A 25,388-nucleotide genomic window follows, 5' to 3' on the forward strand; every position below is an offset into this window, starting at 1 on the left:
ATCGCGGCCTGTAAGGGAGCAAGGCGCCTTCCGCAGGTGCTTCTGAGCGCAGATGCCTTCTCCGATGATCGCTCAGAGAGTGGCTCACTGGGATGCGAAGTCGCGGGACAACTTGGAGCCAGGTGTCGAGGAAACGATTAGGCCCTGGAGCGTTTCCCGCGTGCTGACCAGCTCCGCGATCTGAGAGTCATAGGCGCGCAGGTGATCCACGAGCAGAGGCACGGCACAGGGTTCCAGACGGCCGGGGTCGTGAATGCAACCAAGTAGTTCACTGATCGCCCGAGTGGGCAGGCCGGCTGCCAGCAGCATCCTGATGTGGTGAACTTGGTCGGCTGCGGCGGGATCGAAGAGTCGCTGTCCCGAGGATGAACGTTCCGCCTCGATGAGTCCCTTGTTCTCGTAGTACCGCAGCATGCGCGGGCTAGTCCCGGTGCGCGCCGCGAGGTCGCCGACGCGGAGCAGTTGAGCGTCTTCCAGACTTGCGCTTGCCACTAGCGTCAACTCCTACGGTCGTCCTATGGCTCTCTCGATCACTCACCTCAATGGTAGTCCTGCAACCGTCTCGAACCTGGCTCCGTTGGCGTTCGCCGGCTATGCCCACTTCACCGCGATGCAGATGCGTAATCACTCGGTGCGGGGCATGGACCTCCACGTCGAACGCCTGCGCAACGCCAGCGATGAACTCTTCGGACGGCACCTCTCGGATGACCAGATCACTGAGTTCCTGCGTATCGCCGTCGACGATGCCGGGGCGGCTGACGCATCGCTGACCTGCTTCATCACGTCTCACCCGGGCGAGTTCGCACCCGCCGACGACGCCCCGGAGCTCGACGTGTTGGTCAAGGTCACCGACCCCGCGCAGCCCCCGGTCGGCCCTCTCTCGCTCGATGTCGTCCGCCACGAACGTCATCTGCCGCAGGTCAAGCATGTTGGCGAGGTCGGCAAGACCCTCTTCCTGCGGCGAGCGAACGCCCGTGGATTCGACGATGCGGCATTCGAAGACCGAGTTGGGAGGTTGAGCGAGGCCACCATCTGGAACCTCGCGTTTTGGGATGGCGAGTCTGTGATCTGGCCGGAAGCCGACTATCTGCCTGGGGTGACCATGCAGATCCTGGCCCGCCGCTTGCAAAGCATGGCCGTTCGTCAGCAGATCCGGGAGATTCGCCCAACCGACATGAACGACCAGTTCTCCGCCGTGGTGATGAACTCCTGGACGCCGGGGATTCCTGTGTCGCGCATAGGCGACAAGTCGATGGCCCAGGATGCGACATTGTCACGTCTCCTCGACGAGGCTTACACCGGCGAGGCACAAACCAGACTGTAGTGATAGTCCACAGAGCACCGGCAATGGCACGCGTGTCGTTCACAGCAGCACCTACGAAACTGTCGAGGGGCTGCAGAAGGTGATCGACATGGGCGTCGAGGAGGGGGCGACCGGGGCGATCAACCAGATCGACGCCTTCCTGGCCGCCTGAGGATCGCAGGCGCGACCGGACCCTCCCGGCACCTGTGCTGGGAGGGTCCGGTCGCGCTAAAGGTAGACAAAGAGGCTTCGGCGCGGCCTCTGCTCACTGTCACGGACTCTGCCGTCGCTGCTGGACAGGCCACGCTATCCCGCCGAACTCGCTCACGAGCTGGGGGCTGAACGCACGAACGTGTCCAACCGCCTGGCCTCTTTGCCGCCTGCGGACCCTCATGGGGCTGGAGGCGTGAAACAAGTCACAGGAGTACCACTCGACAGTGCGAGAATTTGAGGGTGGACCCCTCGACGACCTTTTTCAAGCCATGGATCGAGCACCGGCCAACCTATCCAGATTGGCCGCTATTCGGGAGCGGGCGCAACCGATGATCTCCTCTGGGCCGAGTCGTAGATCGAGTAGAGCGTACGACGACCTCCGGCGGGTATGGAATGAGCAGTTGCCAGGGCTACCGCCTATCGGTGGCTGGACTGTCACAGGCGTCCTGCCTGACGTGGGCGATGCCGGGCAGTCTGTCATCGACTGCGCGGATATCGGTGAGCCTTCGTTCACGCTGACGTACGAATTGGAAGAACCGGCATCCATCGACGAAGCCCTTCCAGAGATAGCGGAATCAGTAGGACGGGACTCATTGGAGCGGACGCAGTGTTCGGGGGTGGGTTCAATTGCTGGGTCGTAAAGGAGAGCGACCGGTCGTTCGCCTCGGCGTCTTCTGGCTGGTAGCGCTGGGCGCTGCCTGCGTCGCCGCGCTGCTGGCGCCACATGGACCGTACGGTGTGATTCTGTTGCCGGCTGCGGCGCTGATCGCTCTTGCGGCAGGGCGGTGGTTGCGCTCTCTGGTGCCGGGCGTCACCACGATAGCCGTGGTCGACCTGGTCGGACTTATTGTCTTGATCATCGCCCGCCCCGATCTTCTGCTATCCCGGGGGATCTCCGGGCAACTGGCCGTGCTGCTCGCGGTGGCTCTGCCGTGGTGGCTCGGACGACTCCGGCAGTCGGCCGTCGATAGAGTGCACCGGGAGCACGTACTGATCGACCAGCGCGCCCGGGCCAGTGAACGTGCGCTGATCGCGGCCGACATGCATGACGCTCTGGGCCATGACCTGGCCCTGATCGCACTCCAGGCCGGCGCCCTCGAGTTGGCGCAGGACCAATCGGGAGACCAGGCAGACGCCCGGAGGGAGGCGGCCGCCGCGATCCGCCGTCAGGCGACCGCGGCGACGGATCGACTTCAGGTGAGCGTCGGCCTGCTCCGCGAGGGCGCTGGGGACTCGGTCGGTGCTACGGGCCTCGAGGGTCTGGTCGATCATGCCCGATCGGCGGGCCTGTTGATCGATCATGCCGACCTCGGACAACGGCGTGACACCTGGTCGCCGCCGACGGCGCGCGCGGTGTACCGGGTACTGCAGGAATCGTTGACCAATGCCGCCAAACACGCACCTGGCAGTGACATCACCATCGCGATCGACGACACCATCGACCCGCTCCGCATCGAGGTGACCAACACGGGTGGTTTGCAACCGGCGTCCGACCTGGCCCCGGGACGGGTGTCAGGCTCGGGACTGATCGCCTTGGACGAACGACTTCGGCAGCTCGGTGGAACGTTGACCGCCGAACGGCGGCGCGGCGGCTTTGACGTCCGGGCAACGCTTCCGGGCAATGCCGAAGGCGGCGCCGTGGAGGACGGCCCGCGGGTGATCGCGAGGACGCTCCGCCGCCAGCAGCGCCGGAGCGTTCGACGAGCAGCGATCCTGCCGGTCGTTCTAGCGCTGATCATTGCGTCGGCGTTATCGGCCGCCTACGTCGCCACCTTCGTCCAGACCGGATTGACACCCGCTCACTACGGTCAAATCGCAGTCGGAGATCGCAGGGCGGACATCCGCGGACTGCTGCCTCCCCATAGTCAATCCGGTCCGACTCCCACTCTGGTCGTCCCGCCGGCTCCCGCCGCCGCACGCTGTGAGTACTATCTGGATCGCAGTATGGTGCTGAAGCCGGGCGTGGACATGTTCCGACTGTGCTTCGATGATCATGGTCCGGATGGTGCTGAGATTGTGGTTTCGAAAGACAGATTGACCGAACGGAGGTCGTGATGGGTGAACTTGACGGGCCAATTCGCGTTCTGCTGGCAGACGACGAGCCATTGATCCGTGCCGGCGTTCGTTCGGTACTGGCGACCGATTCGGGCATCGAGGTCGTCGCGGAGTCCGTCGATGGCAGGGACGCCGTCGAGGCGGCACGGCGGCACCTTCCGGATGTCGCGCTGCTTGATCTGCAGATGCCGGTCCTGGACGGCCATGAGGCTACCGCCGAGTTGATCCGTGTGCTGCCGACGATCAAGATCATCGTGCTGACCACCTTCGGTGCGGAGGAGAACGTCCGCAAAGCCCTGACCGCCGGCGCGTCGGGCTTTCTCCTGAAGGCATCCGACCCGCGGGAGATGATCAACGCTGTGCACGCGGTGGCCGACGGCGGCGCGTATCTCTCGCCCCGGATCGCCGGCACCGTGATCGCGGGTTATCGCGCTGCGTCTGGATCGGCGAAGTCCGAAGCCGCCGACCGGGTCACCCCGCTGACCGCACGGGAGCGCGAGGTGTTGGCGCTGGTGACGGCTGGGCTGTCCAACGCCCAGATCGGTCGACAGATGTTCATGGTGGAGGGCACCGTCAAGGGGCACGTCAGTTCCATCCTCACCAAGCTCGGCGTATACAACCGGGTCCAGGCCGCGATCATCGGCCACCAGGCCGGGTTGCAGGCCGACGCCTAGAAAAGCTGCAGAATTTGGATCGGGTCCTGTCGTGACTTTGGCGGCAGGATCGGACCCGGTCCTCACCGGCGTCCGCGCTGCTGATCACGGGTCCCGAAGCCACAGGGTGAGGTAGCCGCCGAGCTGAGCGAGCAGTGCCCAGCAGGACAGGATCAATACCGCCACCCCGGCGCCGTAGTCGCTTCCGTCGGGGCTCATCAGCACCGTGCCGGCTGTGCTCGGCAGGTAAGTCTGCGCGGTCTGCAGCCAGCTCGCGCTGGACACCTGGGCCAGCACCGGGCTGGCCAGCAACAGGAGCAGGGCGGCCAGGATCGTCACGATCGTGCTGCGCAGGATAGTTCCGAGACCGGTCATCAGCACCGCCGCCAGCGCGAGGTAGGCACCGGTGCCGATCACCGTGTGGATCCGATCGGCGGTCGTCGCGGTGTCGACATCGCCGATCATCAGTGCTGCGGTGATCGTGCCGGTGATCGCCAGCAGGGCGCCGAGCACGAACGCCATGAGCGCCACGATTGCACTGCGCGCCAACAGCATTTGGCCCCGCAACGGTGTCGACCGCAGGGTCAGCCGGATCGCACCGCTACCGTACTCCTGACAGGTCAGCAGGATGGCGATCATCAACACCGGCAGCTGTCCGAGCGTAATCGCATTGGCCGCAATTTCAGCCGTGGATGCGGTGATGTCATAGCCGTTGGCCGCGCTGGCGGCGATCGAGGACGCGACGATGACGGAGAAGGCGATGGTCAGCAACATCGCGCCGAACGCCGCCCAGCCGTTGAATCGGACGGTACGCAGCTTGATCCATTCGGCGTGTCCAGCCGGCAGCACGGCTGCCGGTGCATTCATGTTCATATCCTGTCTGCCTTCCGTCGCTGGCCCGCTGCTTGATCGGATTGACTTGCGTGATCGGCGCTGTACTCGACTGCGGCGCCGGTGAGTCGGAGGTAGGCCTCCTCGAGTGTTGGCGCCTGCATTGTCAGTTCGTGCAGGGGGATCTGCTGCCGGTGTGCGAGGTCACCGATCTCCGGCAACCTCGCGCCGGTGATCAGTAGGTCGCCGTCGGGTGACTGCTCGACATCACACCCGGCCGCGCGGAGGGCAGAGGCCAAGCTGGCGGTCTCAGGGGTCCGGGCGCGGGCCACGTTGAGTGATGCCGAGTCGAGCACCTCCTGCAGTGGCGCGTCGGCGATCAGCCGGCCGCGGCCGATAACAATCAGGTGATCGGCAGTGTGCTGCATCTCGCTCATCAAATGACTGGAGACCAGCACGGTCCGTCCCTCCGCCGCCAGCGACCGCATCAGGTCCCGGATCCAGCGCACGCCATCTGGATCCAAACCGTTCACCGGCTCGTCCAACAGCAGGATCGGTGGGTCCCCGAGCAACGCCGTCGCGATGCCGAGGCGTTGCGACATGCCGAGGGAAAATCCGCCCACCCGACGACTCGCAACCTCGGACAGTCCGACCTGCTCCAGCACTCTGCCGACGCGGTCCTTCTCGATGCCGTTGCTGGCTGCCACCATCCGGAGATGATCCTTCGCGCGCCGCGCCGGATGGGCGGTGGCTGAGTCGAGCAGGGCGCCGACATGACGGAGCGGGCGGCGCAGGGCGGCATAGGGTCGCCCATCGAGCAGAGCAGTGCCTGCGGTCGGCCGATCAAGCCCGACGATCATTCTCATCGTCGTCGACTTACCCGCGCCGTTCGGTCCGAGAAATCCGGTCACCATACCCGGCCGGATGGTGACGGTCAGGTCGTCGACGGCCAACCGATCCCCGTACTGCTTGGTCAGTCCGGTCATCGTGATCATGAGATCAACTCCGCTGTCGTGGCCAGCTCGGCCGGTACGTGCTCGAATATTGTCGTCGGCTGACCGGACAACTGCAGGTGAAAGAACGCCTTCAGATACCTGCGCTGCGCCATCAGAGCCAGATCCGGATCGACAGTGCCGATCGCATCCCGGACGGCCTGCTGGTCAAGATCGACATCAGCCGACACCCCCGACAAGATCGACGGCAGGTCCGTGAAGCTCATATGTTCGCCCTCGGGCAGATAGAGGTCGCGCTTCCAGCCGGTCATCAGGCTCCAGTAGCTGGCCCAGTCCGGGGCCTCCCGGTGAGTGTGCTGCTGATTGGTCTCGCCGTCTCTTCCGGCGCCGATCAGCAAGAACGGACCTGACAGCGGCATCCCGGTGCTCGCCCGATAGGTCTCGCCCATGCTGCCGTCCAGGTTGGCCCCTGCTCGTACCCGATGATCAGCTCGCATCGTTTCCGCGCTGGCGAAGCCGCCCATGGAGTGCCCGAACATGCCGATCCTGTCCAGGTCCAACTGGTAACGGAGTCCGGCGGGAAGTGACCGGAGTTGAACGTCGGGATTGTCGCCGGCTCGGAGCCGGCTGAGTTGATCGATCACGAACCTGATGTCGCGGACCCGTTCGGCTAACGCCAGTTTCATGTCCACACCCCGGGCCGGCATTCGAAGTCCGTCAGGGAACTCGGCCGGTGCTTGATAGGTGCTGTCTACGGTGACGACGACATATCCGTGGCTGACCAGGTCTTCGACCAACGTTGTGCCCAGTGCCCTCGACATCCCTCCACCGGGCGAGTAGATCAATGTCGGCCGGGGACCGGCCTCAGCGATCGGTGCCCGGGTCTGGGCGTGGGACACCGCGCCGACGAAATCTACTGCGTCTTTGGCGATTCCCAGCTCGCCGGTGGTCTGGTTGAGGTAGGACGCGACCCGTGCAGAGAGATAGGGGGTCGGCGGGGCGCTGCTGACGTGTCGAGCCGGATACCAGATGTTGATCATCAGCTCACGCGGTCCACCGTCCTCGGCCCACGGATCGATGCGACCACGATCAACCAACTGCATCTCCAGGGTCCCGATCTGCTCCGGGCCAGTCGGCGCGGGCAGTGTGAACGACACCGGGCCGGCGGAGCCGGAGGGGGAGCTGTGGGCAACGGCACGAGGGAGACCGAGCGCTGCGGCGATGATCAGGGCTGCGGCAAGGAACGCGGCGACAGCGGCACGCCGGCGCGGACGCGGGTAGTGAGGATCCATGACTCAAGCGTGCCGATCGGGGCGGTCGGCAGGCACCGGTCGATCGGCAACGACCACCCCTGACGAAAGTCAGGCCCTCGTTCCCGAGACCACTTGTGGCCGTCGCCTTGGCGGTGCGCCGTGGGGTCGTAGAAGTACCTCGTCAACGGGATCTACATTGGCCCAGGATCTCCCGTGTACCCGGCTTCAGCAGGGGATGGCCGCAGCGCAATCACAGTAAGTGCCTCTGACGGCGGATAGGCCGTTCCAGCTGCGACAGTTCAGAGTCGCAATCTTTGCGGCCAGCAATTTTGCGATTACCAGTCCAGACCACACAAGAACTCGCCCCGGTCCGAAGACCAAGGCAGCCCAATCGACCGAGGCGGCGACGTCGCCACTGGAGGAGCAGGAGATCGGCAACGAGCTTGCCGCAGGGCGAGCCATCGGAGGTGCCGGCTCGGCCCTGCGCTGAGGAGCTTGAGGTGGCCCGGGAGTTGGTGCGCTCGGCCCGGGAGCGTGGACCGCGTTTACTGGCCCGGGTGGGTTGTTGAAGGCGCTGACCAAGACGGTGATCGAGACCGCGCTGGATGAACCAGCGGGCCAGAACACCGGCAACTCCCGTAACGGGACCCGCACCAAGACGGTGCTGACCGACAACTGTGGACCGGTCGAGATCGAGGTGCCCCGGGATCGGACGGGCAGCTTCGACCCGGCGATCGTGGGCAAGTGGCAGCGCCGCAGCGGCGATGTCGACGCGATCGTGCTCTCGCTGTACGCCAAGGGTCTGACCACTGGGGAGATCAGCGCCCACAACGCCCGTGATCTACGGCGCTTCGGTGTCCAAGGACACCATAAGCCGGATCACCGACAAGGTCGTGGCCGAGATGGCCGAGTGGTCCGCACGGTCGCTGGAGAAGGTCTACGCCGCGGTCTTCGTCGACGCCATCCACGTGAAGGTCCGTGACGGCCAAGTCGGCAACCGCCCGGTCTATGCCGATCGGGGTGGACCTGGCCGGCCACAAGGACGTCCTCGGTCTGGGCCGGCACCGGTGGCGGGGAGACCGCGAAATTCGGGATGAACGTGCTCGCCGAGCTGAAGAACCGGGGCGTGGCAGGGCGACCCGAGCCTTCGCGTAGTCGTCCACTGCCTTGGCGATCATCGAGCTGTTGGCGAGTGCGCCCGCGGTGATGCTCTTCTCCTGCTCGGCCAGGAACTCATTGACCGTGCGTAGATGCGTCTTACGATCCACCAGGTCTTCGATCGGAGTAACCGTGGAGTCCGGGCTGTGCAACTCGTGGATGTTGACTTCGAGATCGCGCCTTTGACCTAGCGCCAGTTCGATCGTGAGCTTGGACTGGGTCCACGTCGGGTGAAGACGTGAACTCAGTGTCTCGTTCATGTGGCGCCCCAGCGTTCGCATCGTCGCAAGATCCAGGCGCGAACGAGCGCTGCGTTACAGCCAGATCCAGCCCTGGGTCAGCAGCAGGTTGAACACGACGAAGGCCCCCAGCGTGATCAGCCCGGCGACCGGGGGCCACGGCATGGACGGCGGGGAGGGTGCGTCGCACTGCTTCGTCCGGAACATCATCGACATCGGCGCGTAGACGCCGATCGACAGTGCGCCGGCCAGGACGGCGACGATGGTCGCGGGCTCGTTCACGGGGCTCAGCAGCACATAGAGCGTCATGAGCACGAGCAGGCCACCGGTGCCGATGAGCCAGGGCCATGTCGCCAGGTCCTGCTTGTCGTCGACCGACGACGCGAGTGCGCGGATCGGCACCGAGAACGCCCAGGCCGTGAGCGGGAGTCCCGCCCATCCGATCACCGTCCCGATCACGTACGCGGTCGGCGGCGCCTCCAGTAGGGCGAATGCCTGCCCGGTGTCGCCGGCCTGCAGGATCGCAGTGATCTGCAGGTAGCCGAGGCCTTCTTGCACGCTGGCGAACAGCGTCCACAGCCACACCATGCGCCAGAACGGGCGGTCGCGGAACAGCGTTACGAAGCGGTCGACCACGATTCCGGCCACACCGCTCAGCAGGCTGAAGGCCGGCCCAGCGAGCAGTGCGATGACGTGTGGAATCGTCGGGGGCGGCGGTGTGTAGTCCACCGCGAATGCGAGCTGGGTGGGGTAATAGCCCTGGAGTGCGCCGGTGACGGCATGGGCGGTCTCGTGCAAGAGGATCATGATCGTGGCGCCGATCACGAACGCGAGGCTGCTGCCGAGGATGGTGTGCGAACGCTTCCGGGCCTGGACCTGATCCATGTCGCAATCATCGCAGATCGGTGACGAGAACGACACAGATGTTTGGGCGATCGAGCGTCGGATCAGTGCGCTGCGGCGAGGAACGCGCGTAGGTGCTGCTGCACGGGCGGGCCGTGCACCTCATGGATCGCGCCGAGGAGCTCGACGAGTTCGGGCTGGCACCATCTGTCGGGGAGCAGCTCGGGTGGCAGCGGCGGCACGACGACGAGTGCGCGGTACACGGGCAGCGTCAGCTCCGCCAGCCGGCGCAGTGCCACCGGTCCCGTCAGGCGGCGATCGCGGTCGCGGTCGAGGGCGCTGCGCAGCCACGTGACCAGGCGGCAGAGATGGCGGTCAAGGGACTCCAGTTCCCAGGCCTCGGCAGCGGCCGATCGCGCCTGCGCCGGGTGGAGCCGAAGCGTCACAGGGTAGACCCTGATCGCCGCGGGCATCGTCGAGACCAGTGGCTCGAGCGCATCCCACTGGTCCGCGACCCCGATCAGCAGGCCTGGCCTGAGCGTCGTGTATCCCGCCAGCAGCGCCTCGACGCGAAGCCGGTCGCGGTGACTCCGGAGGCGCTCGGGCACGCTGTAGAGGATCCCGGCGAACTCGCCCTGCCAGACACGTTCTGCCGGTTCCTGCCCGGGGTGGCCGAGGATCCGCGCATGGCGGAAGCCGCTGGCGGTCAGCCCCGCGAGGCTGTAATCGGTGACGCGTCCGCGCCGGATGCCGGTCAGCTTGCCCGACGCCCGCATCCGCGCGATCGCGCTCCGCGCAGCAGCGCTGCTGATGCCGAGGTCAGCCAGCAGTGCGACGAGGACTGGGCCTGGGAGCGACTCGCGCTCGGCGATGCCGAACAGGAAACTGACCAGCGAGGGAATCGACGGCGCACGCTGCGGGGGCAGGCCTCGCTGGTCTGGCATCCACCCACTCTATTCAGGGGCCGCTCGCACGTCGCCGCCTGCCCTGAGTTCGCCGGCTTCACCGCGCGGATGATCGCGCATGACGCAGCAGGCTACCGATGGCAGCACCCTCGGCAAAGCGCCCATCGGTTACCTCAACGTCCACGAACGCGACAAGTTGGGCCGCGAGGTCCGCACCGTGCCACTCGACCCCGAACGCGCCCCGCTGATCGAATGGGCGTTCGGCATACGCCTCGGGTAACTGGACCGTCAGCCATCTCCACGACGAACTCCGACCCTTCGAGATCCTGCTCGACCCCGAAGTCAACGCCAACGCTCTGAACTGGGCGACGAGAACAGCGACAAGGCCCGAACGGAGGCCAATGATTCTCATGGCAAGGGTTCGAGCCGCTCTACCGCGTGACGTCAGGAGGGACCGGACGAAAAGCGTGTCCGGTCCCTCCTGACATTGTGGGCCCCGTGGGGCTCGAACCCACGACCCACGGATTAAAAGTCCGTTGCTCTACCAACTGAGCTAGAGGCCCGCCACGCGGTGATTTTGCGCTAGCTCAGCTTATGAGAAAACCGATCAGAACCGCAAAACACGCGAGGCCTACGCTATCACGCGGGCCTGCCGGGATCGGGCGGCAGCTGATCGTCTGCGGAGCGATTCAGCATGCGGCGATCGGGCAGCAGGACCGTCGGCTGATCGCCGCCACCGCCCTGTCGCTTCGAGCGACGCCGGAACGCGTTCGACAGCCGAGACCGACCGGCCCCCTGCCCGGACGACGCCCCTTGCCCGGACGACGCGTCAATGCTCATTTCAGGCGAGAAGTATGCCGGGGCCGGCCCGAAAGCGGTCCGCGAGGCCTCGACAACTTTCTTGCCGAGCATATGGTTGCCGATACCGCCGATCGCCGCGCCGATGCCAAACGGAACCGCGCGTCCCAGAACCGACGCGCCCTGTCGGGCGGCGAAACGCTTGATGAAGGTGCGTCGCACCCGTGAGGTAATCTCCGACATCACCGATTTCGGCAGAGTCTGGGCAATCAGCGGACCCCAGTGCCGGCCCACGGCGGGACCTTTTCCGGTTTCTCCGGCGAAGGTGCGCACCATGTCCACGCCCGTAGTGCCGAGCATCATTGTCATCACCAGTGCTCGTGCGCGTTCCGGATCGGATACTGCGATGCCGTGCACCTCGGTGACCGCCTGGGCGAACATAGCGCTGGCCTCCAGGAATCCAGCAGTCTCCACGCCGGACAATGCCAGGGACGCTCCGGTGCCAATGCCTGGGATGACGGCACTCGCGCCGACGGCGGCACCGCCAGTGGTTACCGCGGCAAGGTACTCGCGCTCCAACGTCTTTACGAGTTGTTCAGGCGTATCCTCCGGATGCCGGCGTCGAAGCTGGCGGATGTGCGCGAGCACGAGGGGCCGCTGGACGGACAGCAGCCGCTTGAAGCCTTTCTCCGCTGTCGGATGCAACGTGCCGTCCGCGCGAACGGCGGTCTTCGCAGCCATGGAAAGCCCGTTCTGGAACTTGTCGATCTTGGCCAAGCGAATCATCCTCCGGTTAGGGGTTTCACACTGCGATCAGGTCGATCACTGCCAACGTCCCCCACATCATAACGACGGAGGACCCGCTGGCGTGCCTGACTGCCGCCGCAAGAATCCTATTGGGACGTAGCGACGCGGCGGCGTAGCGTGGACGTATGCCTTCGCCTCGACCGTTCCGTCGTCCGGTGTCGCTAGCTTCGATGGACAATATGCGTTCCGAGCTGGACCCGGCTGCCCAGGCCGAGCTTGCCCATATGACCGCGCAGATTCTTGTCACCAGGGGCCGGGAGAACGATGACCCCGAAGTGACTCACCGGCTCGTGAACCTCGCCGATGAGATGGGGCTCGAGGTCATTGCCGAGATGTGGGCCAATAGCCCTGCGGTCTCCCTGCCTGGCGCGCTGTGGCGTCTTTACGTTCTGCGCCGCTGGGTGCAGAACGCTCCGCACGATGTTGCGGATCAGTTCCATTCCGGCATGACCGGCGATGAGGTGTCCGTCGTACTGGCCGGGGTTGCAACGCCTCCGGGCCCGGATGAGGTGAAGGCGCTCGCCGATCAGGTGCTAGGTGGGGTTTACACCGGCGATTTTTCAATTGCCTTGCAACGGGCCGCCGCTTTCTGCCGGGTGGTTGCCCTCGGACGCACGCACCTGGCAGATGAGGGTGAGCGCGCATCCGGGGAGCGATCGCAGAATGAGTCAACCGGAGCCGAACCGACTGTGACCGCGCCGGATGACGCGCCAGAGGCCGAGCTGACCCGAAGCGCCGGGATACTGGTGTCGACCGCCGAGGCCTTGGAGCGTTCCGCCGCCGCGTGGCGCCAGTCGACGCTTGACTAGCCAGTCGACGCTTGACTAGATCGACCCGATTCTTCCATCCGACTTGCCTGATTGCCGGTGTTGGGAACAGACTGGTTGTGGTTCTCGTTTGAACCAGTGGACGTCGAGCCGCGGTAGCCCCGGGCTCCATAATACGCCGCTTCGAGCGGCCCCTCGCCGAGAGGCGCTCCCGGCTCGACGTCCACCTCGAAGCACCACATCGCGGATCACGCGCGTCGCAGCCCTTCGGCTTCCACATCGATGCGGTCACTCGTCGTGGAATGCATATTCAGGCCGTACGCGATACCGGATATATTGTTCAGTGGCGGCCAGGAAGGCTCCCCGCTTAGGTCTGTGTCCTTCCGGCTTCGCTCCGCCATCTGGCTCTCGACTCCCCAAGGGGTACTGAATGCGCGTACGGTTCCTGCCCCAGGACGCCACCTTCTACCAGCTGCTCACCGATCAGGCCCAGAAGCTTCCCGACGCCAACCTGGTGCTCGCCGAGATGTCCGGCATCGAACCAGAAGAACGTCGTGCCGCCCGCGGCCAGATGGACAAAGTCTGTAACGAGGTCGATGAGGCCACTCACGCCGTGCTTCGTGCGCTCCGGGAAAGTTATGTCACCCCGGTGGACCGTCAGGACGTGTTTGAGCTGGCAGACGCCGTCCAGGCCGCCTGCCACAGCCTCGAGGCAGTTGCCTATGCCATGGGCAACGACGCGCTTCGCGATCTGCCGGCCGGGGCCGTCGAAATGCTGGCGGTCCTGGACAGACAGGCAGAGCTCACGGTCGGAATGACGCGACGGCTCAGGTCGATGCGCGAGCTGTGGGAATTCCACGATGAGATCACCCGCCAGGCCAAGCAAGCCAGAATCCTGCATCAGCGGATAGGCCGGATCCTGACCACGAAGAAGCGGCTATCCGAGTACGCGGCAGGTGATCAGCTCGCCGGGTCGATGCTGGAAGCCACGAAGGCGTTCCGGCAGATTGGCGTGGCCGTCGGTCGTATTGTGGTCAAGGAGTCGTAGTGTGGATCCGCTCCTTCTTATCGTCATCGGCCTCGCCCTGCTTTTCGCTTTCAGCAATGGATTCCACGACACATCCTCGGTTGTGGCCAACTCAGTTGCCTCCAGAGCGCTCACACCGTTCTACGCGCTTATCCTGGCAACGGCTTTCAATTTCATCGGCGCACTTATCGGCGAAGGCATCGCCCATCGTCTGGGCGAAGGACTGATCGAATACCCCCGTGGACAAAGCCAGGTGCTGCCGCTGCTCGCTGCAGCCGTCCTCGCGGCATTGCTCTGGAACCTGTTCACCTGGTGGCTGGCGCTGCCGAGCTCCTCGACCCATGCTCTTATCGGCGGGCTACTCGGTGCAGGCCTGGTGACCGGGGCTGTCACCCACTGGGAAACCCTGCTGACCGTCATATTGTTGCCGCTGGTCGTTTCGCCGTTGGTCGGCTTCCTCGTCAGCATGCTGGTCGCCTACTTGGTGATTCGCCTCGTGGCGCGGGCGGCTCCGGCGGCGCTGTTCTCCAACTTTCGATCCATCCAGTCTTTTTCCACGGCTGCGCTTGCCCTGGCTCATGGCATTCAGGACGCGCAGAAGACCGCCGCCGTGATCATGATGGCGCTCGCCGCCGACGACGCGTGGCGGCTCAATGACGGTGACACGCTCGAAGTCAGCTGGACGGTTCGAATCATGGTCGCCATTGCGCTGGCCGTCGGCACGTACACGGGTGGCTGGCGGATCGTCCGAACCATGGGGGAGCGGCTGGCGAAGATCGACCCGGTGCGCGGTTTCGTCTCCGACGTGGTGAGCTCCAGCGTGCTCTACATTGCCGCCTTCGTACTGCGGGCGCCGATCTCGATGACGTACACGGTGACGTCATCCATCGTGGGTGCTGCGGTGCCCGGCCGACGCAGGCCAGTGGATCTGCGAGTGCTTGCGCCGATCGTAGGCAGCTGGATCGTCAGTCTTCCGGCGACGGCCATCCTGGCTGGTGGCTTCGGCTGGTTGTTCACCCTCTCCGGGTAGGCGCCCGGCAGGTGCTTAAGCCGATCGCCGAGCAGCGGGTAGCTGCACCGTGACGCGAAGGCCGCCAGCGGCCCGGGGGCTGAGGGTGAGGGTGCCGTCGTGTGCTTGTGTGATGCTCTTGACGATTGCCAGACCGAGCCCGACACCTGCATTGTCACTGCGTACGCGCTCGGTGCCTCGCCGGAACGGTTCGGTGAGTGTCGAGGCAAGGCGTGGAGTGAGCTTGTCGCCGGTGTTTTCGACAGTGAGCGTGACGGCCTCGGGGCCGATGGCGGTGCTGACCTGCACGGTGCCGTGTTCGGGGACGTTGTGGACGATGGCGTTGTGCAGGAGGTTCGTGGTCAGTTGCAGCAGGAGAGCGTGTGAGCCGATGGTGGGGGTGATGTCCCCGGAGATCGCGATGGTGACGCCGTGCTTTTCTGCGAGCGGGAGGAGCGTTTCGGTGGCTTCTTCCGCGATGAGGGACAAATCGACGTGTTCCCGGGTGAACGACCGTTGGTCCGTGCGGCTGAGCAGCAGCAATGCTTCGGTGAGGTTGATCGCTCGGGTGTTGACGGCTCTGAGGCGTTCGTCGAGTTCGCCGCTGTCGCGGTTCGGAGTGTTGCGGGCGACGTCGAGCAGTGTCTGCGTGATCGCCAGTGGCGTGCGCAGTTCGTGAGAAGCGTTGGCTGCAAACCTCTGCTGTTCGGCGGAGTGTGCTTCGAGTTGGGCCAGCATTGCGTCGAAGGCGTCGGCGAGTTCGCGGAACTCGTCGTTGCGGCCCGGTAACCGGATTCGGTAGGAGAGCGATCCGTTCGCGGCGATGCGTGTGGCGTCTGTGATGCGAGTCAGCGGTGCGAGCATTCGGCCGGCGAGGAGCCACCCGCCCAGGAGGCCGAATACCAGCAGGAAGAGCATCACAGCTCCCGCGGCCGGCGCGAAGTCACGCGCGAGGCGATACCAGCCAACGTCCTGCCTGTCAGGGCCGACCACCCACACCTCGGGCAGGCCGCGCAGGAGGAATGCCCACACGGCCCCTAGCAGCAAGGCGCCTGCGAGCATGAGAAAGCCGGCGTAACTGAGAGTGAGTTTGAGCCGAACGCTCAAACCAGGCTGCCTATCCACTGTCTGCTCCCTCAGCTGCGGTGCCGGGTGCCGGGTCGATGCGATAGCCGACGCCGGGCACAGTGGCGATGATCCAGGGTTCACGGAGCCGTTTGCGCAATGCGGAGACTGTGATGCGTACGGCGTTGGTGAACGGGTCGGCGTTCTCGTCCCACGCTCGTTCCAGTAGTTCTTCGGCGCTGACCACACCGCCTTCGGCGGCGACGAGGACTTCGAGCACGGCGAACTGCTTTCGGGTGAGAGCGACGTAGCGTCCGTCGCGGTAGACCTCGCGACGGAACGGGTCCAGCCGGAGGCCCGCGATCTCCCGCACGGGCGGCCTGCTGTGGGCGCGCCTGCGATCGAGTGCTCTGAGCCGAAGCACGAGCTCTTGGAGGTCGAACGGCTTGGTGAGGTAGTCATCGGCGCCAAGCTCGAACCCGGAGGCTTTGTCGTCGAGCCGGTCGGCAGCAGTGAGCATCAGGATCGGCATGCCGCTGCCGGAGGCGACGATGCTTTCGGCTACCTCGTCGCCGGAGGGACCGGGGATGTCGCGGTCGAGGACGGCGATATCGTATGCGTTGATGCTCAGCAGCTCCAGAGCTGTGTCGCCGTCACCGGCGATGTCGGCCGCGATCGCTTCCAGGCGCAGCCCGGCACTGATGGCCTCCGCCATGTAGGGCTCATCCTCGACGACCAACACACGCATGCTCTCAATGCTACGAGCCGACACATATCGCCGGCGTATCAAAAACCGCATACTGGCCGGCAACACCGCTTTGCCTTGACTGGGAGCATGAGTCAAATCACCACGAGACGGCCATCGTCCCGCAAGGCTTTCAGGTCCACCGCCCTCGGCCTGGTCCTCCTCGCCGCTGCGGTCATCGGAACCTTCCTCTATCAGTCAGCATCGTCATCTGCTCCCTCGTCAAGCGATGTACTTCGCGGTGACCACGGCGGCACGACCGCCGAGGCTGACGGTGCCGTCACCGAGGATGATGGCACCCTCCCCGGCGGCGTGACGGTGTTTTCGGACGAGTACGCCGGCGTAGCCAACCTCGACGCCGATCTGCTCCAGGCAATGCGCGAAGCGGCGGCGGCTGCCGCTGACGACGGCATCGACTTCTACGTCAACAGCGGATGGCGCTCCGCCGAGTACCAGAATCAGCTTCTCAGCGAGGCGATCTCCCGGTACGGCTCGGAGGAGGAAGCAGCCCGTTGGGTCGCCACCGCTGGGACGTCTCTTCACGTTTCCGGAGATGCCGTCGACATCGGGCGCTCCGATGCCACGGCGTGGCTGTCGGAACACGGTGCCGAATACGGGCTGTGCCGGATCTACCGCAACGAACCATGGCACTTCGAACTACGCCCCGAAGCCATCGATCACCGTTGCCCGCGCATGTATGCCGACCCCACACACGACCCGAGGATGCAGCAGTGACCGGCGCTATCGAACACCTGGCCCAGGAACGCGAGCCGTATGCTAGCCCGCGCGCGCATGCGGACCCGTTCCTGCACGTGGAGCGCGTTCTGCTGGGAGACTGCCCAGCCCGAACGCCCGGCCCGAACGCCCAGCCCGAACGCCCAGCCCGAAACCCTTAGCCGAAGCGGCCGGAGACGTAATCCTCGGTGGCCTGGACCTCGGGCCGGGAGAACATCTTGTCGGTGTCGTTGTACTCGATCAGCCGTCCCGGCTTGCCCGTGCCGGCGATGTTGAAAAACGCTGTTCTGTCGGAAACCCGCGCCGCCTGCTGCATATTGTGGGTGACGATGACGACGGTGTAGTCGTTCTTCAGATCGTTGATCAGGTCCTCGATGGCAAGGGTGGAAATCGGATCCAGAGCCGAGCAGGGCTCGTCCATCAGAATCACCTCTGGCTGTACCGCGATGGCTCGCGCGATGCAGAGGCGCTGCTGCTGGCCGCCGGAAAGACCCGAGCCGGGCTTATCCAGCCGATCTTTGACCTCTTCCCACAGATTCGCGCCACGGAGCGCGCGCTCGGCTAGCTCATTCGCGGCGGATGCCGAGATGCGCCGGTCGTTGAGCTTCACCCCGGCCAGCACGTTCTCCTTGATTGACATGGTCGGGAACGGGTTCGCGCGCTGGAACACCATACCGACCTGGCGTCGAACGTTGACCGGGTCGACTCCCGGCCCATAGAGGTCGTCGCCATCCATCAGCACCGAACCCTCGACGCGTGCGCCCGGGATGACTTCGTGCATCCGGTTCAAGGTGCGCAGGAAGGTGGACTTGCCGCAGCCGGAAGGGCCGATGAACGCGGTGACGCTGCGAGGTTCGATCCGCAGCGATACATCCTGCACGGCCAGAAAATCGCCGTAGTAGACATTGAGATCTTTGATGTCGATGCGCTTGGACATTAGTTCCTTTTCGAAATGGTCAATGGGATCTGGTTCAACGGCCGGCCTTCGGCGCAAAAATTCGGGCGACCAGCCGGGCGATCAGGCTAAGCAGCATCACGATGATGACGAGGACGAGGGCCGCTGCCCAGGCCCGGTCGTAGCTGGGGTCGATCGCCTTCGGCGACAACGGACGCATCACCTGGTTATAAATGAACACCGGCAGCGATGTCATCCAGCCCTGGAAGACATTGTTGTTGATTCCAGCGGCGAAGCCCGCCGTGACGACGAGCGGCGCCGTTTCGCCGATCACCCGCGCGATGGCTATCGTCACGCCGGAGACTATCCCGGAGATCGAGGTCGGAATGACGATCTTCAGGATGGTCTTCCACTTCGGTACGCCAAGCGCGTAGGCGGCTTCCCGCAATTCCATCGGCACCAGCCGCAGCATCTCCTCGGCGGACCGGACGATCAACGGAATCATCAACACCGAGAGCGCGATGGCGGCGACCCCGCCCGTTTTCGTCCCCGGCCCGATGATGAGCGAGAACAAGGCGTAGGCGAAGAGGCCGGCCACGATCGAAGGGATACCGGTCATAACATCGACGAAGAACGTGATCGCCCGGGAGAGCCTGTTGTTCCGGCCATACTCGACCAGGTAGATAGACGTCAGCAGCCCGATCGGAACCGAGATCAGCGTCGCGAGGCCGGTGATCAGCAGGGTGCCGAGGATCGCATGGTAGATGCCGCCGATCAACGGACCGCCCTGCGTGGTCTCGAGGTCGATCGACCCCTTCATCCCATTCATCGAGGTGAGGAAGAACCGGCCGGAAAGGTGCGGGAGCCCGTTGACCAGCACGGTCCAGATCAGGGAGATCAGCGGTATCAGGGCCACAATGAAGGCGCCGGTGATCAGGGTTGTGGCCAGCCGGTCGATCGCCTTCCGGCGACCTTCGACGATGGCCGACGTCACCGGCATCGCGATGGTGTAGAGCGCTGCGGAGAGCACGGCCCAGCCGATCAGGTGGAAACCGACCGCCGCTACAACCGCGCCAGCTACGCCGACGGATGCCGCGCCGATCGCCCAAGGCGCGTACTTGGGCAATTGGTTGGAGGTCAGGCCATTTCCGCGGGAACGCTTCGATCGGCCGCCTGTGGGCCCGGAAGGCGTCCCGGCTGACAGGCCCGAAGCCGGCCCCGCCGCGGATGTCGGCCCTGAAGCCGCCCGGGCCGCAGTGCCGGCTGCCGAGGAGCCGCTAGCCGTGCGGGCATCAGTTTCGGTCGAGATATCTGAAGCAACGGACGTGGAATCAGCTGCGTTGTCGGTCAGCGAGCCGAGTTTCGGTGGCTGGGCCATTACCTTCCTCCCTTGATGGCGCTGCGCGCCACTATGCTTCGGGCGACCATGTTGACCAGCAGGGTGATGATGAACAGCACGAGACCGGCAGCCACCAACGTGGAGAGGCGTAGCCCCGCCGCTTCTGGGAAGTCAAGGGCGATCTCCGCCGCGATGGTCTGGTTGCCGGACTGGACGAGTGATGCGATCAGTGCGCCGGGGGAGAGGATCATCGCCACGGCCATCGTCTCGCCGAGTGCGCGCCCCAGGCCAAGCATGATCGCGCTGGTGACGCCGGAGCGGCCGAACGGAAGCACCGCCATCCGGACCATTTCCCAGCGGGTCGCGCCGAGCGCGAGCGCCGCCTCCTCGTGCAGCTTCGGCGTCTGCAGGAAGACCTCGCGGGACAGTGACGTGATGATCGGCAGAATCATCACTGCCAGCACGATGCCGGCCGTCAGCATGGTGCGACCGGTGCTCGACGCCGGACCGGCAAAAATCGGAATGAAGCCGAGGTAGGTGCTGAGCCAGTCGAAGATCGGCCGGATCACCGTCGCGAGCCAGATGCCCCACAGGCCGTAGACCACGCTGGGGATGGCGGCCAGCAGGTCGATGACGTAGCCGAGTGGCTGAGCCAGCTTGCGGGAGGCAAAATGCGAGATGTAGAGCGCGATGCCGATCGACAGCGGCGTAGCAATGACCAGGGCTATCGCCGAAGCAATAAGCGTGCCAACCACGAGCGGCCAGACATAGCTCCAGAAACCTGCGCCGCCACTGATCTCGGCCGGATCGGCGGTGAACGTCGGAAGCGCTTCCTTGAACAGGAAGGCCGCGACTCCGGCGAGGACAACGAGAATCAGGATGCCGGCGGCGAGAGTGCCCCCGGTGAAGATGCGGTCACCCGGGCGCTTCACCGCCTTGGCCGGCGGGTGATGAGCTGTTGCGCTCTGCGTCACGTTTGTCTCCGTACTTGGTTCGTAGATCGTAGGTGGCTCTTAGCTGCTGGCCGAGCCCGGCGCCGATCGCGGCGTGGCCCGCACGCGGCTAAGCGGCACGGTGAGTGTCCGAGTGGACACCGACCGCGCCGCCTTCGCTGGATATGCGTTACTTGGCAACCGTGATGGCTTCGAGTGCTTTTTCGATGTCGGCGCGAAGGTCATCGGAGATCGGGGCCGACCCGGCCGACGCCTGAGCCTCCTTCTGACCGTCCTCGCTGACTACATACTTCTCCCATTCCTTGACCAGGTCGACTGTTTCCTGATCCTTATAGCTGGAGCAGACGATGTGGTACGAGACCAGCACGATCGGGTAGGCGCCGGACTCGGTGGTGTCACGTGCCACCTCGATCGCCAGGTCGTGCTCGCCCCGGCCCTCGACCCGTGGCGACGCGTCGACTACTGCGGATGCGGCCTCGGCGGACAGCTCGACGTACTCGTCGCCGACCTTGACCTTGGCCGTGCCCAGCTTGTCGCTGACCGCGGAGTCGTCGGCGTAACCGATGGCTCCTTCGGCGCCTTCGACTGTCTGGATGACGCCGGTGGTTCCCTGTGCGGCCTCACCGCCGAAGTCCTTCGGGAATTCCTGGGCGGGTTCCTGACCCCAGGCGTCCTTCGCGGCGACTGCCAGGTAGTCGGTGAAGTTTTCCGTGGTGCCCGACTCGTCGCTGCGGTGAACCGGGGTGATCTTGGTGTCCGGCAGCTTGGCGTCGGGGTTGTCCTTGGCGATCTTTTCGTCGTTCCAGCTGGTGATCTTGCCGGAGAAGATTCCGGCGATGGTTTCGGGTGCCAGCTGCAGGTCGTCGACGCCGGGCAGGTTGTAGGCCACGGCGATCGGGCTGACATAGACCGGGAACTCGTAGGCGCCTTCGGGACCGCAGACTTCCTTTGCGGCCGTCAGCTCGTCGTCGTCCAATGCTGCGTCCGAGCCGGCGAAGTTCGCCGCTCCTGCCAGGAACTGTTCGCGACCGGCACCCGATCCATCGGGGGAGTACTGCACGGTTGCGCCGGATGCGATTCCCTGGAAGCCGGCAATCCAGGCGTCCATAGCGGACTTCTGCGCACTGGAGCCGATGCCCTGCAGTGTGCCGGATAGCTCCGCGCCGCCCTCGGAGCCTGCGCCCGCATTGCCTGAGCCGGTCGGATCGTCGCTACCGCATGCAGAGAGCAAAAGTGCACCAGCCGTTGCGATTGCTATGGCTGGGCCGAAGCGATGAAGTTTCACAAGTGACCTTTCGGTTCTATCGGACTCGAGGAGATCCCACTGACCTCCGTCGTATCTCAACCTAAGGAAGTGACATGACTTGAGAGCGCAGAGTCGGTGAACGGAAGGTAAACACGAGCTGAATGTCACGCGAAGTACGACCGATGAGTGGCGAGACGGTCCACAATGTCGACAACGTCGTCACTTATTAGTGACGACGTTGCGGAGAAACTGGACCGTGTCGCCCGTCTGGCCGGAGCAACTGGACAGTTTGGACCGTTCGAGGCCCTGGAGGCCGAGCCTCTAGCGTTCGAGGCCCTAAAGCTCGAGGCCCGGGCGGACTCAGGAGTCGATCGGCCGGAACCGTTCGAAGGCAATGATCCGCGACATCTCGCCCGGCTGGATATATGCCACCAGGATTTCGCCGGGTGAAAGATACGGGTCCTTCGATGGCAGTTCGTTGGCGAGTGATTTCGGCGCGGCATCCGCGAGCGCCTGAAACAGCACCGGCAAGACCGGCCGGTGAGTGCATACGGCGACCGACCGCCCCCGGCTGATCAGCTTGGCGATCAATCCGTGCGCCTTCACCGGGCTGAGCTTGCTCGCCTTTTCGCTGATCTCCTTCTTTTGCCGAATTGGCTTGGAAGTCGCCGCGGAATACGGAGTGAGAGTTGCGATGCAGCGCTTCCACGGGCTCGAGATCAGCCGGGAAGGTGCCCAGGCGGCGAGCAGCCCGGTCAACGCCATCGATTGCCGGGAGCCGAGCGCGAGCAGTGGACGCTTGTGTTCGGTCTCATGCCACCTGGCCCGCGGGTAGGCCTTGCCATGGCGCACGATGATGAGTGGCCAGACCCGGAGCCTGCCGTTGTCCCACGCTCGCTCGACAACCTCGAGCTGCTCCCGGTCGTCGTATCTTGTCAGCATCCGGTATGCCTCGGCCGGAGACACCCAGCGGCCCTTGTCGATTTCCCGCAGATTGTGCGGCGCCGGTTTCTTCGTTGAAGTCACCTCGGCTGCCCAATAGGCCACATGTTTCTGCAGCCGTCTGCCGATCCGGTACCTTGCCTCGGGAAGTGGCCGGCCCAGCGTCACGGTGTACCCGGTCTCTTCCTCGACCTCGCGCACGGCGCACTCCGGCAGCGTCTCGCCCTTCTCGACCTTCCCCTTCGGCCAGGACCAGTCCTTGTAGCGCGGACGGTGGATCAGTAACACCTCAAGTTCGCCGTCCCGCTCACGCCAGCACACCGCGCCTGCGGCAAGCACATCCGCCTGAATGCCCGCGGATTCCGCGGCGTCATGTACTGCGGTCGGGCTCACCGTCGGGCCCGCGCCCGGCGCTTCGCGTGCTGGCGAATCAGCTCTTCCTGGAACTTGGTGTGCGACTGGCCGTCGGCATCACGGTGGAATCTGGTCCATTTCCCGTCGGCCTCGAGCTCCCAGGCGCCGGTGTCCGGAGAGAACGCGAGGTCGAAGAGCGATTCGATCTCCTGGATGTGCTCAGGTGAGGTCAGTCGCACGAGGGCTTCGACCCGTCGATCCAGGTTGCGGTGCATCATGTCGGCCGAGCCGATGTAGACGGTCGGATCGCCCCCGCCCTTGAAGGTGAAGGCTCGCGAATGCTCAAGATAGCGCCCGACCACGGAACGTACCTTGATGTTCTCGCTGAGCCCGGGGACGCCCGGCCGCAGCGAGCAGATGCCACGGACCATCAACTCGATCGGCACCCCGGCCATCGAAGCGCGGTACAGCGCGTCGATGATCTTCTCGTCGACTATCGAATTCACCTTGATCCGGATCTTCGCGTCCCGCCCGGCCTGGTGATGCTCGATCTCACGCTTGATGCACTTGATCAGACCGGTGCGCACGTCTCTTGGGGCGACCAGTAGCCGGCGGTAGGAGGTGCTCGGCGCGTAGCCGGAGAGCTGGTTGAACAGCCGGGAAAGGTCGTCGCCGACCTGGTCGTTGCAGGTCAGGAGGCCGAAGTCCTCATAGAGCCGCGCGGTTTTCGGATGGTAGTTACCGGTCCCGACGTGACAGTAGCGCCGTAGCCCATCCGACTCCTGACGTACCACCAGGCACAGCTTGGCATGCGTTTTCAGTCCGACGATGCCGTAGACGACGTGTACGCCGGCCTGCTCGAGCTTGCGCGCCCAGGAGATGTTGGCCTGCTCGTCGAACCGCGCCTTGATCTCGACGATCGCCAGCACCTGCTTACCGCTTTCGGCGGCGTCGATCAGCGCATCGACGATCGGCGAATCACCCGAGGTGCGGTAAAGCGTCTGCTTGATGGCGAGCACCTTGGGATCGTTTGCCGCCTGCTCCAGGAATGCCTGCACGCTCGTCGAGAAGGAATCGTAGGGGTGATGCAGCAGGATGTCCCGCGCACGGATGGCGGTGAACACGTCGACCTGTTTCGACGACTCGGCGTCGCTGAGGTAGCGGTTCATCCGCGGCACGGCCTTCGGGTAGTGCAGGTCGCCACGCGAGATCCTGGCGAGGCTACTCAAACCGCGCAGGTCTAGCGGCGCGGGTAGCTCGTATACCTCGCGCTGGTGCACGCCGAGTTCCCGGACCAGCAGGCTGAGCACCGCCGGGTTGATGCCCGGCGGAACCTCGAGCCGTACGGCTGGGCCGAAGCGCCGCCGCAGCAGCTCTTTTTCCAGTGCCTTCAGCAGGTTCTCGGCGTCGTCTTCCTCGACCTCGAGGTCTTCGTTCCTTGTCACCCGGAAGGTGTGCTGCTGCACGACCTCCATGCCGGGAAACAGCTGGTTGACGTGCTCGGAGATGATGTCCTCGAGCGGTACGAACCGAGCCGGGTTCTCAGGCGTCGCGGTGAGCGTCTCATTGAGATTCGCGGCGTTCACGAAGCGCGGCAGCAGCTGCGGAACCTTGACCCGGGCGAACAGTTCCTTCTGCGTCTTCGGATTGCGCAGCACGATCGCGAGATTGAGTGAGAGGCCGGAAATGTACGGGAATGGGTGCGCCGGATCGACGGCCAGCGGGGTCAGGACCGGGAACACCTGGTGTTTGAAGAAGACGTGCAGCCGTTCCTGCTCTTCGGGCGTGAGGTCCTTCCAACCGACGATGAAGATGCCCTCGGTTTCCATCTCCGGGCGGACGTCTTCGGCGAATACCCTGGCATGCCGTTCGGTGAGTTCGTGTGCGCGCTCGCTGATCCGGCGCAGCACGTCGAGCGGCTGATCGCCGGCGATGGTCGGTACTGCGAGTCCGGCCGCGATCCGGCGCTTCAGCCCGGCGACCCGGACCATGAAGAACTCGTCAAGGTTCGAGGTGAAGATGGACAGGAAATTTGCCCGCTCCAGCAGCGGGAGATCCGGGTCTTCGGCCAGTTCGAGTACCCGCTGGTTGAACGCGAGCCAACTGAGCTCGCGGTCCAGGAAGCGGTCCTGCGGCAGGTCGTCACCGGTATCGGCCTGGGACAGGTCCTGGTCCGGCTCGGGCACCGTGTCCGCCCGGTCGATTTCGTTCTCTTGGCCAGCGGGAATGTCGTCTACCGAGGTAGCGCGGCTGCTTGTAGTCGACATTGTTGCCTCTCTCTATTCCAGCCCAGACACCAA

Annotated in this window: 23 protein-coding genes, 1 tRNA gene and 1 pseudogene; 9 read left to right on the top strand and 16 right to left on the bottom strand. The window is 64.8% G+C overall.

The features are described 5' to 3' along the window. Positions 1-84: 84 nt before the first annotated feature. Positions 85-492, bottom strand: coding sequence for a MerR family transcriptional regulator (locus tag LWF01_RS01555; RefSeq protein ID WP_349639281.1), 408 nt, complete (start codon positions 490-492; stop codon positions 85-87). 25 nt (positions 493-517) lie between these two features. Between LWF01_RS01555 and LWF01_RS01560 the strand changes: the two genes are divergently transcribed. The 3 genes from LWF01_RS01560 to LWF01_RS01570 all read left to right on the top strand — a co-directional run bounded on the left by LWF01_RS01560 (position 518) and on the right by LWF01_RS01570 (position 4,245). After that, positions 518-1,324, top strand: coding sequence for an aminotransferase class IV (locus LWF01_RS01560; RefSeq protein WP_349639282.1), 807 nt, complete (start codon positions 518-520; stop codon positions 1,322-1,324). 819 nt (positions 1,325-2,143) lie between these two features. Further along, entirely contained in the window at positions 2,144-3,571 is a 1,428-nt protein-coding gene (locus LWF01_RS01565) for a sensor histidine kinase (RefSeq protein WP_349639283.1), read from the top strand. Continuing rightward, positions 3,571-4,245 (top strand): response regulator, encoded by a 675-nt coding sequence (locus LWF01_RS01570; RefSeq protein ID WP_349639284.1) that lies wholly within the window; start codon positions 3,571-3,573, stop codon positions 4,243-4,245. The genes LWF01_RS01565 and LWF01_RS01570 overlap by 1 nt, the downstream gene beginning before the upstream one ends. 84 nt (positions 4,246-4,329) lie before the next feature. On the opposite strand, the gene LWF01_RS01575 is transcribed toward LWF01_RS01570, so the two are convergent. From LWF01_RS01575 to LWF01_RS01585, 3 genes are read right to left on the bottom strand one after another with little or no spacing between them, the layout of a single operon-like run. Next, on the bottom strand, positions 4,330-5,091 hold the full coding sequence (locus LWF01_RS01575; RefSeq protein WP_349639285.1) for a hypothetical protein: 762 nt from the start codon (positions 5,089-5,091) through the stop codon (positions 4,330-4,332). Positions 5,092-5,093: 2 nt separating this feature from the next. Further along, entirely contained in the window at positions 5,094-6,050 is a 957-nt protein-coding gene (locus LWF01_RS01580; RefSeq protein ID WP_349639286.1) for an ABC transporter ATP-binding protein, read from the bottom strand. Continuing rightward, a complete protein-coding gene (locus LWF01_RS01585) occupies positions 6,047-7,300 on the bottom strand; it encodes an alpha/beta hydrolase family protein (RefSeq protein WP_349639287.1) in 1,254 nt (417 codons plus the stop codon). The genes LWF01_RS01580 and LWF01_RS01585 overlap by 4 nt, the downstream gene beginning before the upstream one ends. Before the next feature lie 404 nt (positions 7,301-7,704). Between LWF01_RS01585 and LWF01_RS01590 the strand changes: the two are divergent. After that, positions 7,705-8,390, top strand: a pseudogene (locus LWF01_RS01590) (IS256 family transposase); the annotation flags it as partial. Between the two features lie 343 nt (positions 8,391-8,733). Here the strand turns inward: LWF01_RS01590 and LWF01_RS01595 are convergent. Together LWF01_RS01595 and LWF01_RS01600 are read right to left on the bottom strand one after the other, a co-directional pair. Then, the gene (locus tag LWF01_RS01595) at positions 8,734-9,543 is read right to left on the bottom strand and encodes a hypothetical protein (protein ID WP_349639288.1); all 810 of its coding nucleotides are present in this window, start codon (positions 9,541-9,543) and stop codon (positions 8,734-8,736) included. Between the two features lie 62 nt (positions 9,544-9,605). Next, the gene (locus tag LWF01_RS01600) at positions 9,606-10,445 is read right to left on the bottom strand and encodes a hypothetical protein (RefSeq protein ID WP_349639289.1); all 840 of its coding nucleotides are present in this window, start codon (positions 10,443-10,445) and stop codon (positions 9,606-9,608) included. A gap of 79 nt (positions 10,446-10,524) precedes the next feature. Between LWF01_RS01600 and LWF01_RS01605 the strand changes: the two genes are divergently transcribed. Next, positions 10,525-10,686: a hypothetical protein gene (locus tag LWF01_RS01605; RefSeq protein ID WP_349639290.1), complete on the top strand. Its 162-nt coding sequence runs from the start codon at positions 10,525-10,527 to the stop codon at positions 10,684-10,686. A 210-nt stretch (positions 10,687-10,896) separates the two neighbouring features. On the opposite strand, the gene LWF01_RS01610 is transcribed toward LWF01_RS01605, so the two are convergent. Both LWF01_RS01610 and LWF01_RS01615 read right to left on the bottom strand, forming a co-directional pair. Next, a tRNA-Lys gene (locus LWF01_RS01610) sits at positions 10,897-10,969 on the bottom strand. Positions 10,970-11,045: 76 nt separating this feature from the next. After that, positions 11,046-11,981 carry a hypothetical protein gene (locus LWF01_RS01615; protein WP_349639291.1) on the bottom strand — a complete coding sequence of 312 codons (936 nt, stop codon included), beginning with the start codon at positions 11,979-11,981 and terminating at the stop codon, positions 11,046-11,048. Positions 11,982-12,136: 155 nt separating this feature from the next. Here LWF01_RS01615 and LWF01_RS01620 point away from each other — a divergent pair, with 155 nt between their 5' ends. The 3 genes from LWF01_RS01620 (at position 12,137) to LWF01_RS01630 (ending at position 14,835) form a co-directional block, all read left to right on the top strand. Next, positions 12,137-12,820, top strand: a complete 684-nt coding sequence (locus LWF01_RS01620) for a hypothetical protein (RefSeq protein WP_349639292.1) — start codon at positions 12,137-12,139, stop codon at positions 12,818-12,820. A gap of 388 nt (positions 12,821-13,208) precedes the next feature. Then, positions 13,209-13,826 carry a DUF47 domain-containing protein gene (locus LWF01_RS01625; protein WP_349639293.1) on the top strand — a complete coding sequence of 206 codons (618 nt, stop codon included), beginning with the start codon at positions 13,209-13,211 and terminating at the stop codon, positions 13,824-13,826. A gap of 1 nt (position 13,827) precedes the next feature. Then, entirely contained in the window at positions 13,828-14,835 is a 1,008-nt protein-coding gene (locus tag LWF01_RS01630; RefSeq protein ID WP_349639294.1) for an inorganic phosphate transporter, read from the top strand. 15 nt (positions 14,836-14,850) lie between these two features. On the opposite strand, the gene LWF01_RS01635 is transcribed toward LWF01_RS01630, so the two are convergent. Then, a complete protein-coding gene (locus LWF01_RS01635) occupies positions 14,851-15,939 on the bottom strand; it encodes a sensor histidine kinase (protein WP_349639295.1) in 1,089 nt (362 codons plus the stop codon). After that, complete coding sequence (locus LWF01_RS01640) at positions 15,932-16,627, bottom strand: response regulator transcription factor (protein ID WP_349639296.1); 696 nt, start codon at positions 16,625-16,627, stop codon at positions 15,932-15,934. Before LWF01_RS01640 ends, LWF01_RS01635 begins: the two co-directional genes overlap by 8 nt. Positions 16,628-16,714: 87 nt before the next feature. Here LWF01_RS01640 and LWF01_RS01645 point away from each other — a divergent pair, with 87 nt between their 5' ends. After that, positions 16,715-17,359 (top strand): M15 family metallopeptidase, encoded by a 645-nt coding sequence (locus LWF01_RS01645; RefSeq protein WP_349639297.1) that lies wholly within the window; start codon positions 16,715-16,717, stop codon positions 17,357-17,359. Positions 17,360-17,516: 157 nt separating this feature from the next. Here LWF01_RS01645 and pstB read toward each other — a convergent pair whose 3' ends face one another. The 6 genes from pstB to LWF01_RS01675 all read right to left on the bottom strand — a co-directional run bounded on the left by pstB (position 17,517) and on the right by LWF01_RS01675 (position 25,355). After that, entirely contained in the window at positions 17,517-18,296 is a 780-nt protein-coding gene (pstB, locus tag LWF01_RS01650) for a phosphate ABC transporter ATP-binding protein PstB (RefSeq protein WP_349639298.1), read from the bottom strand. A 34-nt stretch (positions 18,297-18,330) separates the two neighbouring features. Then, the gene (pstA, locus tag LWF01_RS01655) at positions 18,331-19,632 is read right to left on the bottom strand and encodes a phosphate ABC transporter permease PstA (protein ID WP_349639299.1); all 1,302 of its coding nucleotides are present in this window, start codon (positions 19,630-19,632) and stop codon (positions 18,331-18,333) included. Continuing rightward, on the bottom strand, positions 19,632-20,567 hold the full coding sequence (pstC, locus tag LWF01_RS01660; RefSeq protein ID WP_349639300.1) for a phosphate ABC transporter permease subunit PstC: 936 nt from the start codon (positions 20,565-20,567) through the stop codon (positions 19,632-19,634). The genes pstA and pstC overlap by 1 nt, the downstream gene beginning before the upstream one ends. 148 nt (positions 20,568-20,715) lie before the next feature. Beyond that, positions 20,716-21,831 (bottom strand): phosphate ABC transporter substrate-binding protein PstS, encoded by a 1,116-nt coding sequence (gene pstS / locus LWF01_RS01665; protein WP_349639301.1) that lies wholly within the window; start codon positions 21,829-21,831, stop codon positions 20,716-20,718. 321 nt (positions 21,832-22,152) lie between these two features. Then, positions 22,153-23,127, bottom strand: coding sequence for an NUDIX hydrolase (locus LWF01_RS01670; RefSeq protein WP_349639302.1), 975 nt, complete (start codon positions 23,125-23,127; stop codon positions 22,153-22,155). Beyond that, entirely contained in the window at positions 23,124-25,355 is a 2,232-nt protein-coding gene (locus LWF01_RS01675; protein WP_349639303.1) for an RNA degradosome polyphosphate kinase, read from the bottom strand. Before LWF01_RS01675 ends, LWF01_RS01670 begins: the two co-directional genes overlap by 4 nt. Positions 25,356-25,388: the final 33 nt, after the last annotated feature.

Source organism: Saxibacter everestensis (assembly GCF_025787225.1).
GTDB classification, from domain to species: Bacteria; Actinomycetota; Actinomycetes; order Actinomycetales; family Brevibacteriaceae; genus Saxibacter; species Saxibacter everestensis.

Bases quoted from the DNA above. Each gene is read 5' to 3' on its own strand.
- LWF01_RS01675 (WP_349639303.1), bottom strand. From the start codon at position 25,355: ATGTCGACTACAAGCAGCCGCGCTACCTCGGTAGACGACATTCCCGCT.
- LWF01_RS01580 (WP_349639286.1), bottom strand. From the start codon at position 6,050: ATGATCACGATGACCGGACTGACCAAGCAGTACGGGGATCGGTTGGCC.
- pstA (WP_349639299.1), bottom strand. From the start codon at position 19,632: ATGGCCCAGCCACCGAAACTCGGCTCGCTGACCGACAACGCAGCTGAT.
- LWF01_RS01625 (WP_349639293.1), top strand. From the start codon at position 13,209: ATGCGCGTACGGTTCCTGCCCCAGGACGCCACCTTCTACCAGCTGCTC.
- LWF01_RS01620 (WP_349639292.1), top strand. From the start codon at position 12,137: ATGCCTTCGCCTCGACCGTTCCGTCGTCCGGTGTCGCTAGCTTCGATG.
- LWF01_RS01600 (WP_349639289.1), bottom strand. From the start codon at position 10,445: ATGCCAGACCAGCGAGGCCTGCCCCCGCAGCGTGCGCCGTCGATTCCC.
- LWF01_RS01585 (WP_349639287.1), bottom strand. From the start codon at position 7,300: ATGGATCCTCACTACCCGCGTCCGCGCCGGCGTGCCGCTGTCGCCGCG.
- LWF01_RS01645 (WP_349639297.1), top strand. From the start codon at position 16,715: ATGAGTCAAATCACCACGAGACGGCCATCGTCCCGCAAGGCTTTCAGG.
- LWF01_RS01575 (WP_349639285.1), bottom strand. From the start codon at position 5,091: ATGAATGCACCGGCAGCCGTGCTGCCGGCTGGACACGCCGAATGGATC.
- LWF01_RS01605 (WP_349639290.1), top strand. From the start codon at position 10,525: ATGACGCAGCAGGCTACCGATGGCAGCACCCTCGGCAAAGCGCCCATC.
- LWF01_RS01570 (WP_349639284.1), top strand. From the start codon at position 3,571: ATGGGTGAACTTGACGGGCCAATTCGCGTTCTGCTGGCAGACGACGAG.
- pstB (WP_349639298.1), bottom strand. From the start codon at position 18,296: ATGTCCAAGCGCATCGACATCAAAGATCTCAATGTCTACTACGGCGAT.
- LWF01_RS01560 (WP_349639282.1), top strand. From the start codon at position 518: ATGGCTCTCTCGATCACTCACCTCAATGGTAGTCCTGCAACCGTCTCG.
- LWF01_RS01595 (WP_349639288.1), bottom strand. From the start codon at position 9,543: ATGGATCAGGTCCAGGCCCGGAAGCGTTCGCACACCATCCTCGGCAGC.
- LWF01_RS01640 (WP_349639296.1), bottom strand. From the start codon at position 16,627: ATGCGTGTGTTGGTCGTCGAGGATGAGCCCTACATGGCGGAGGCCATC.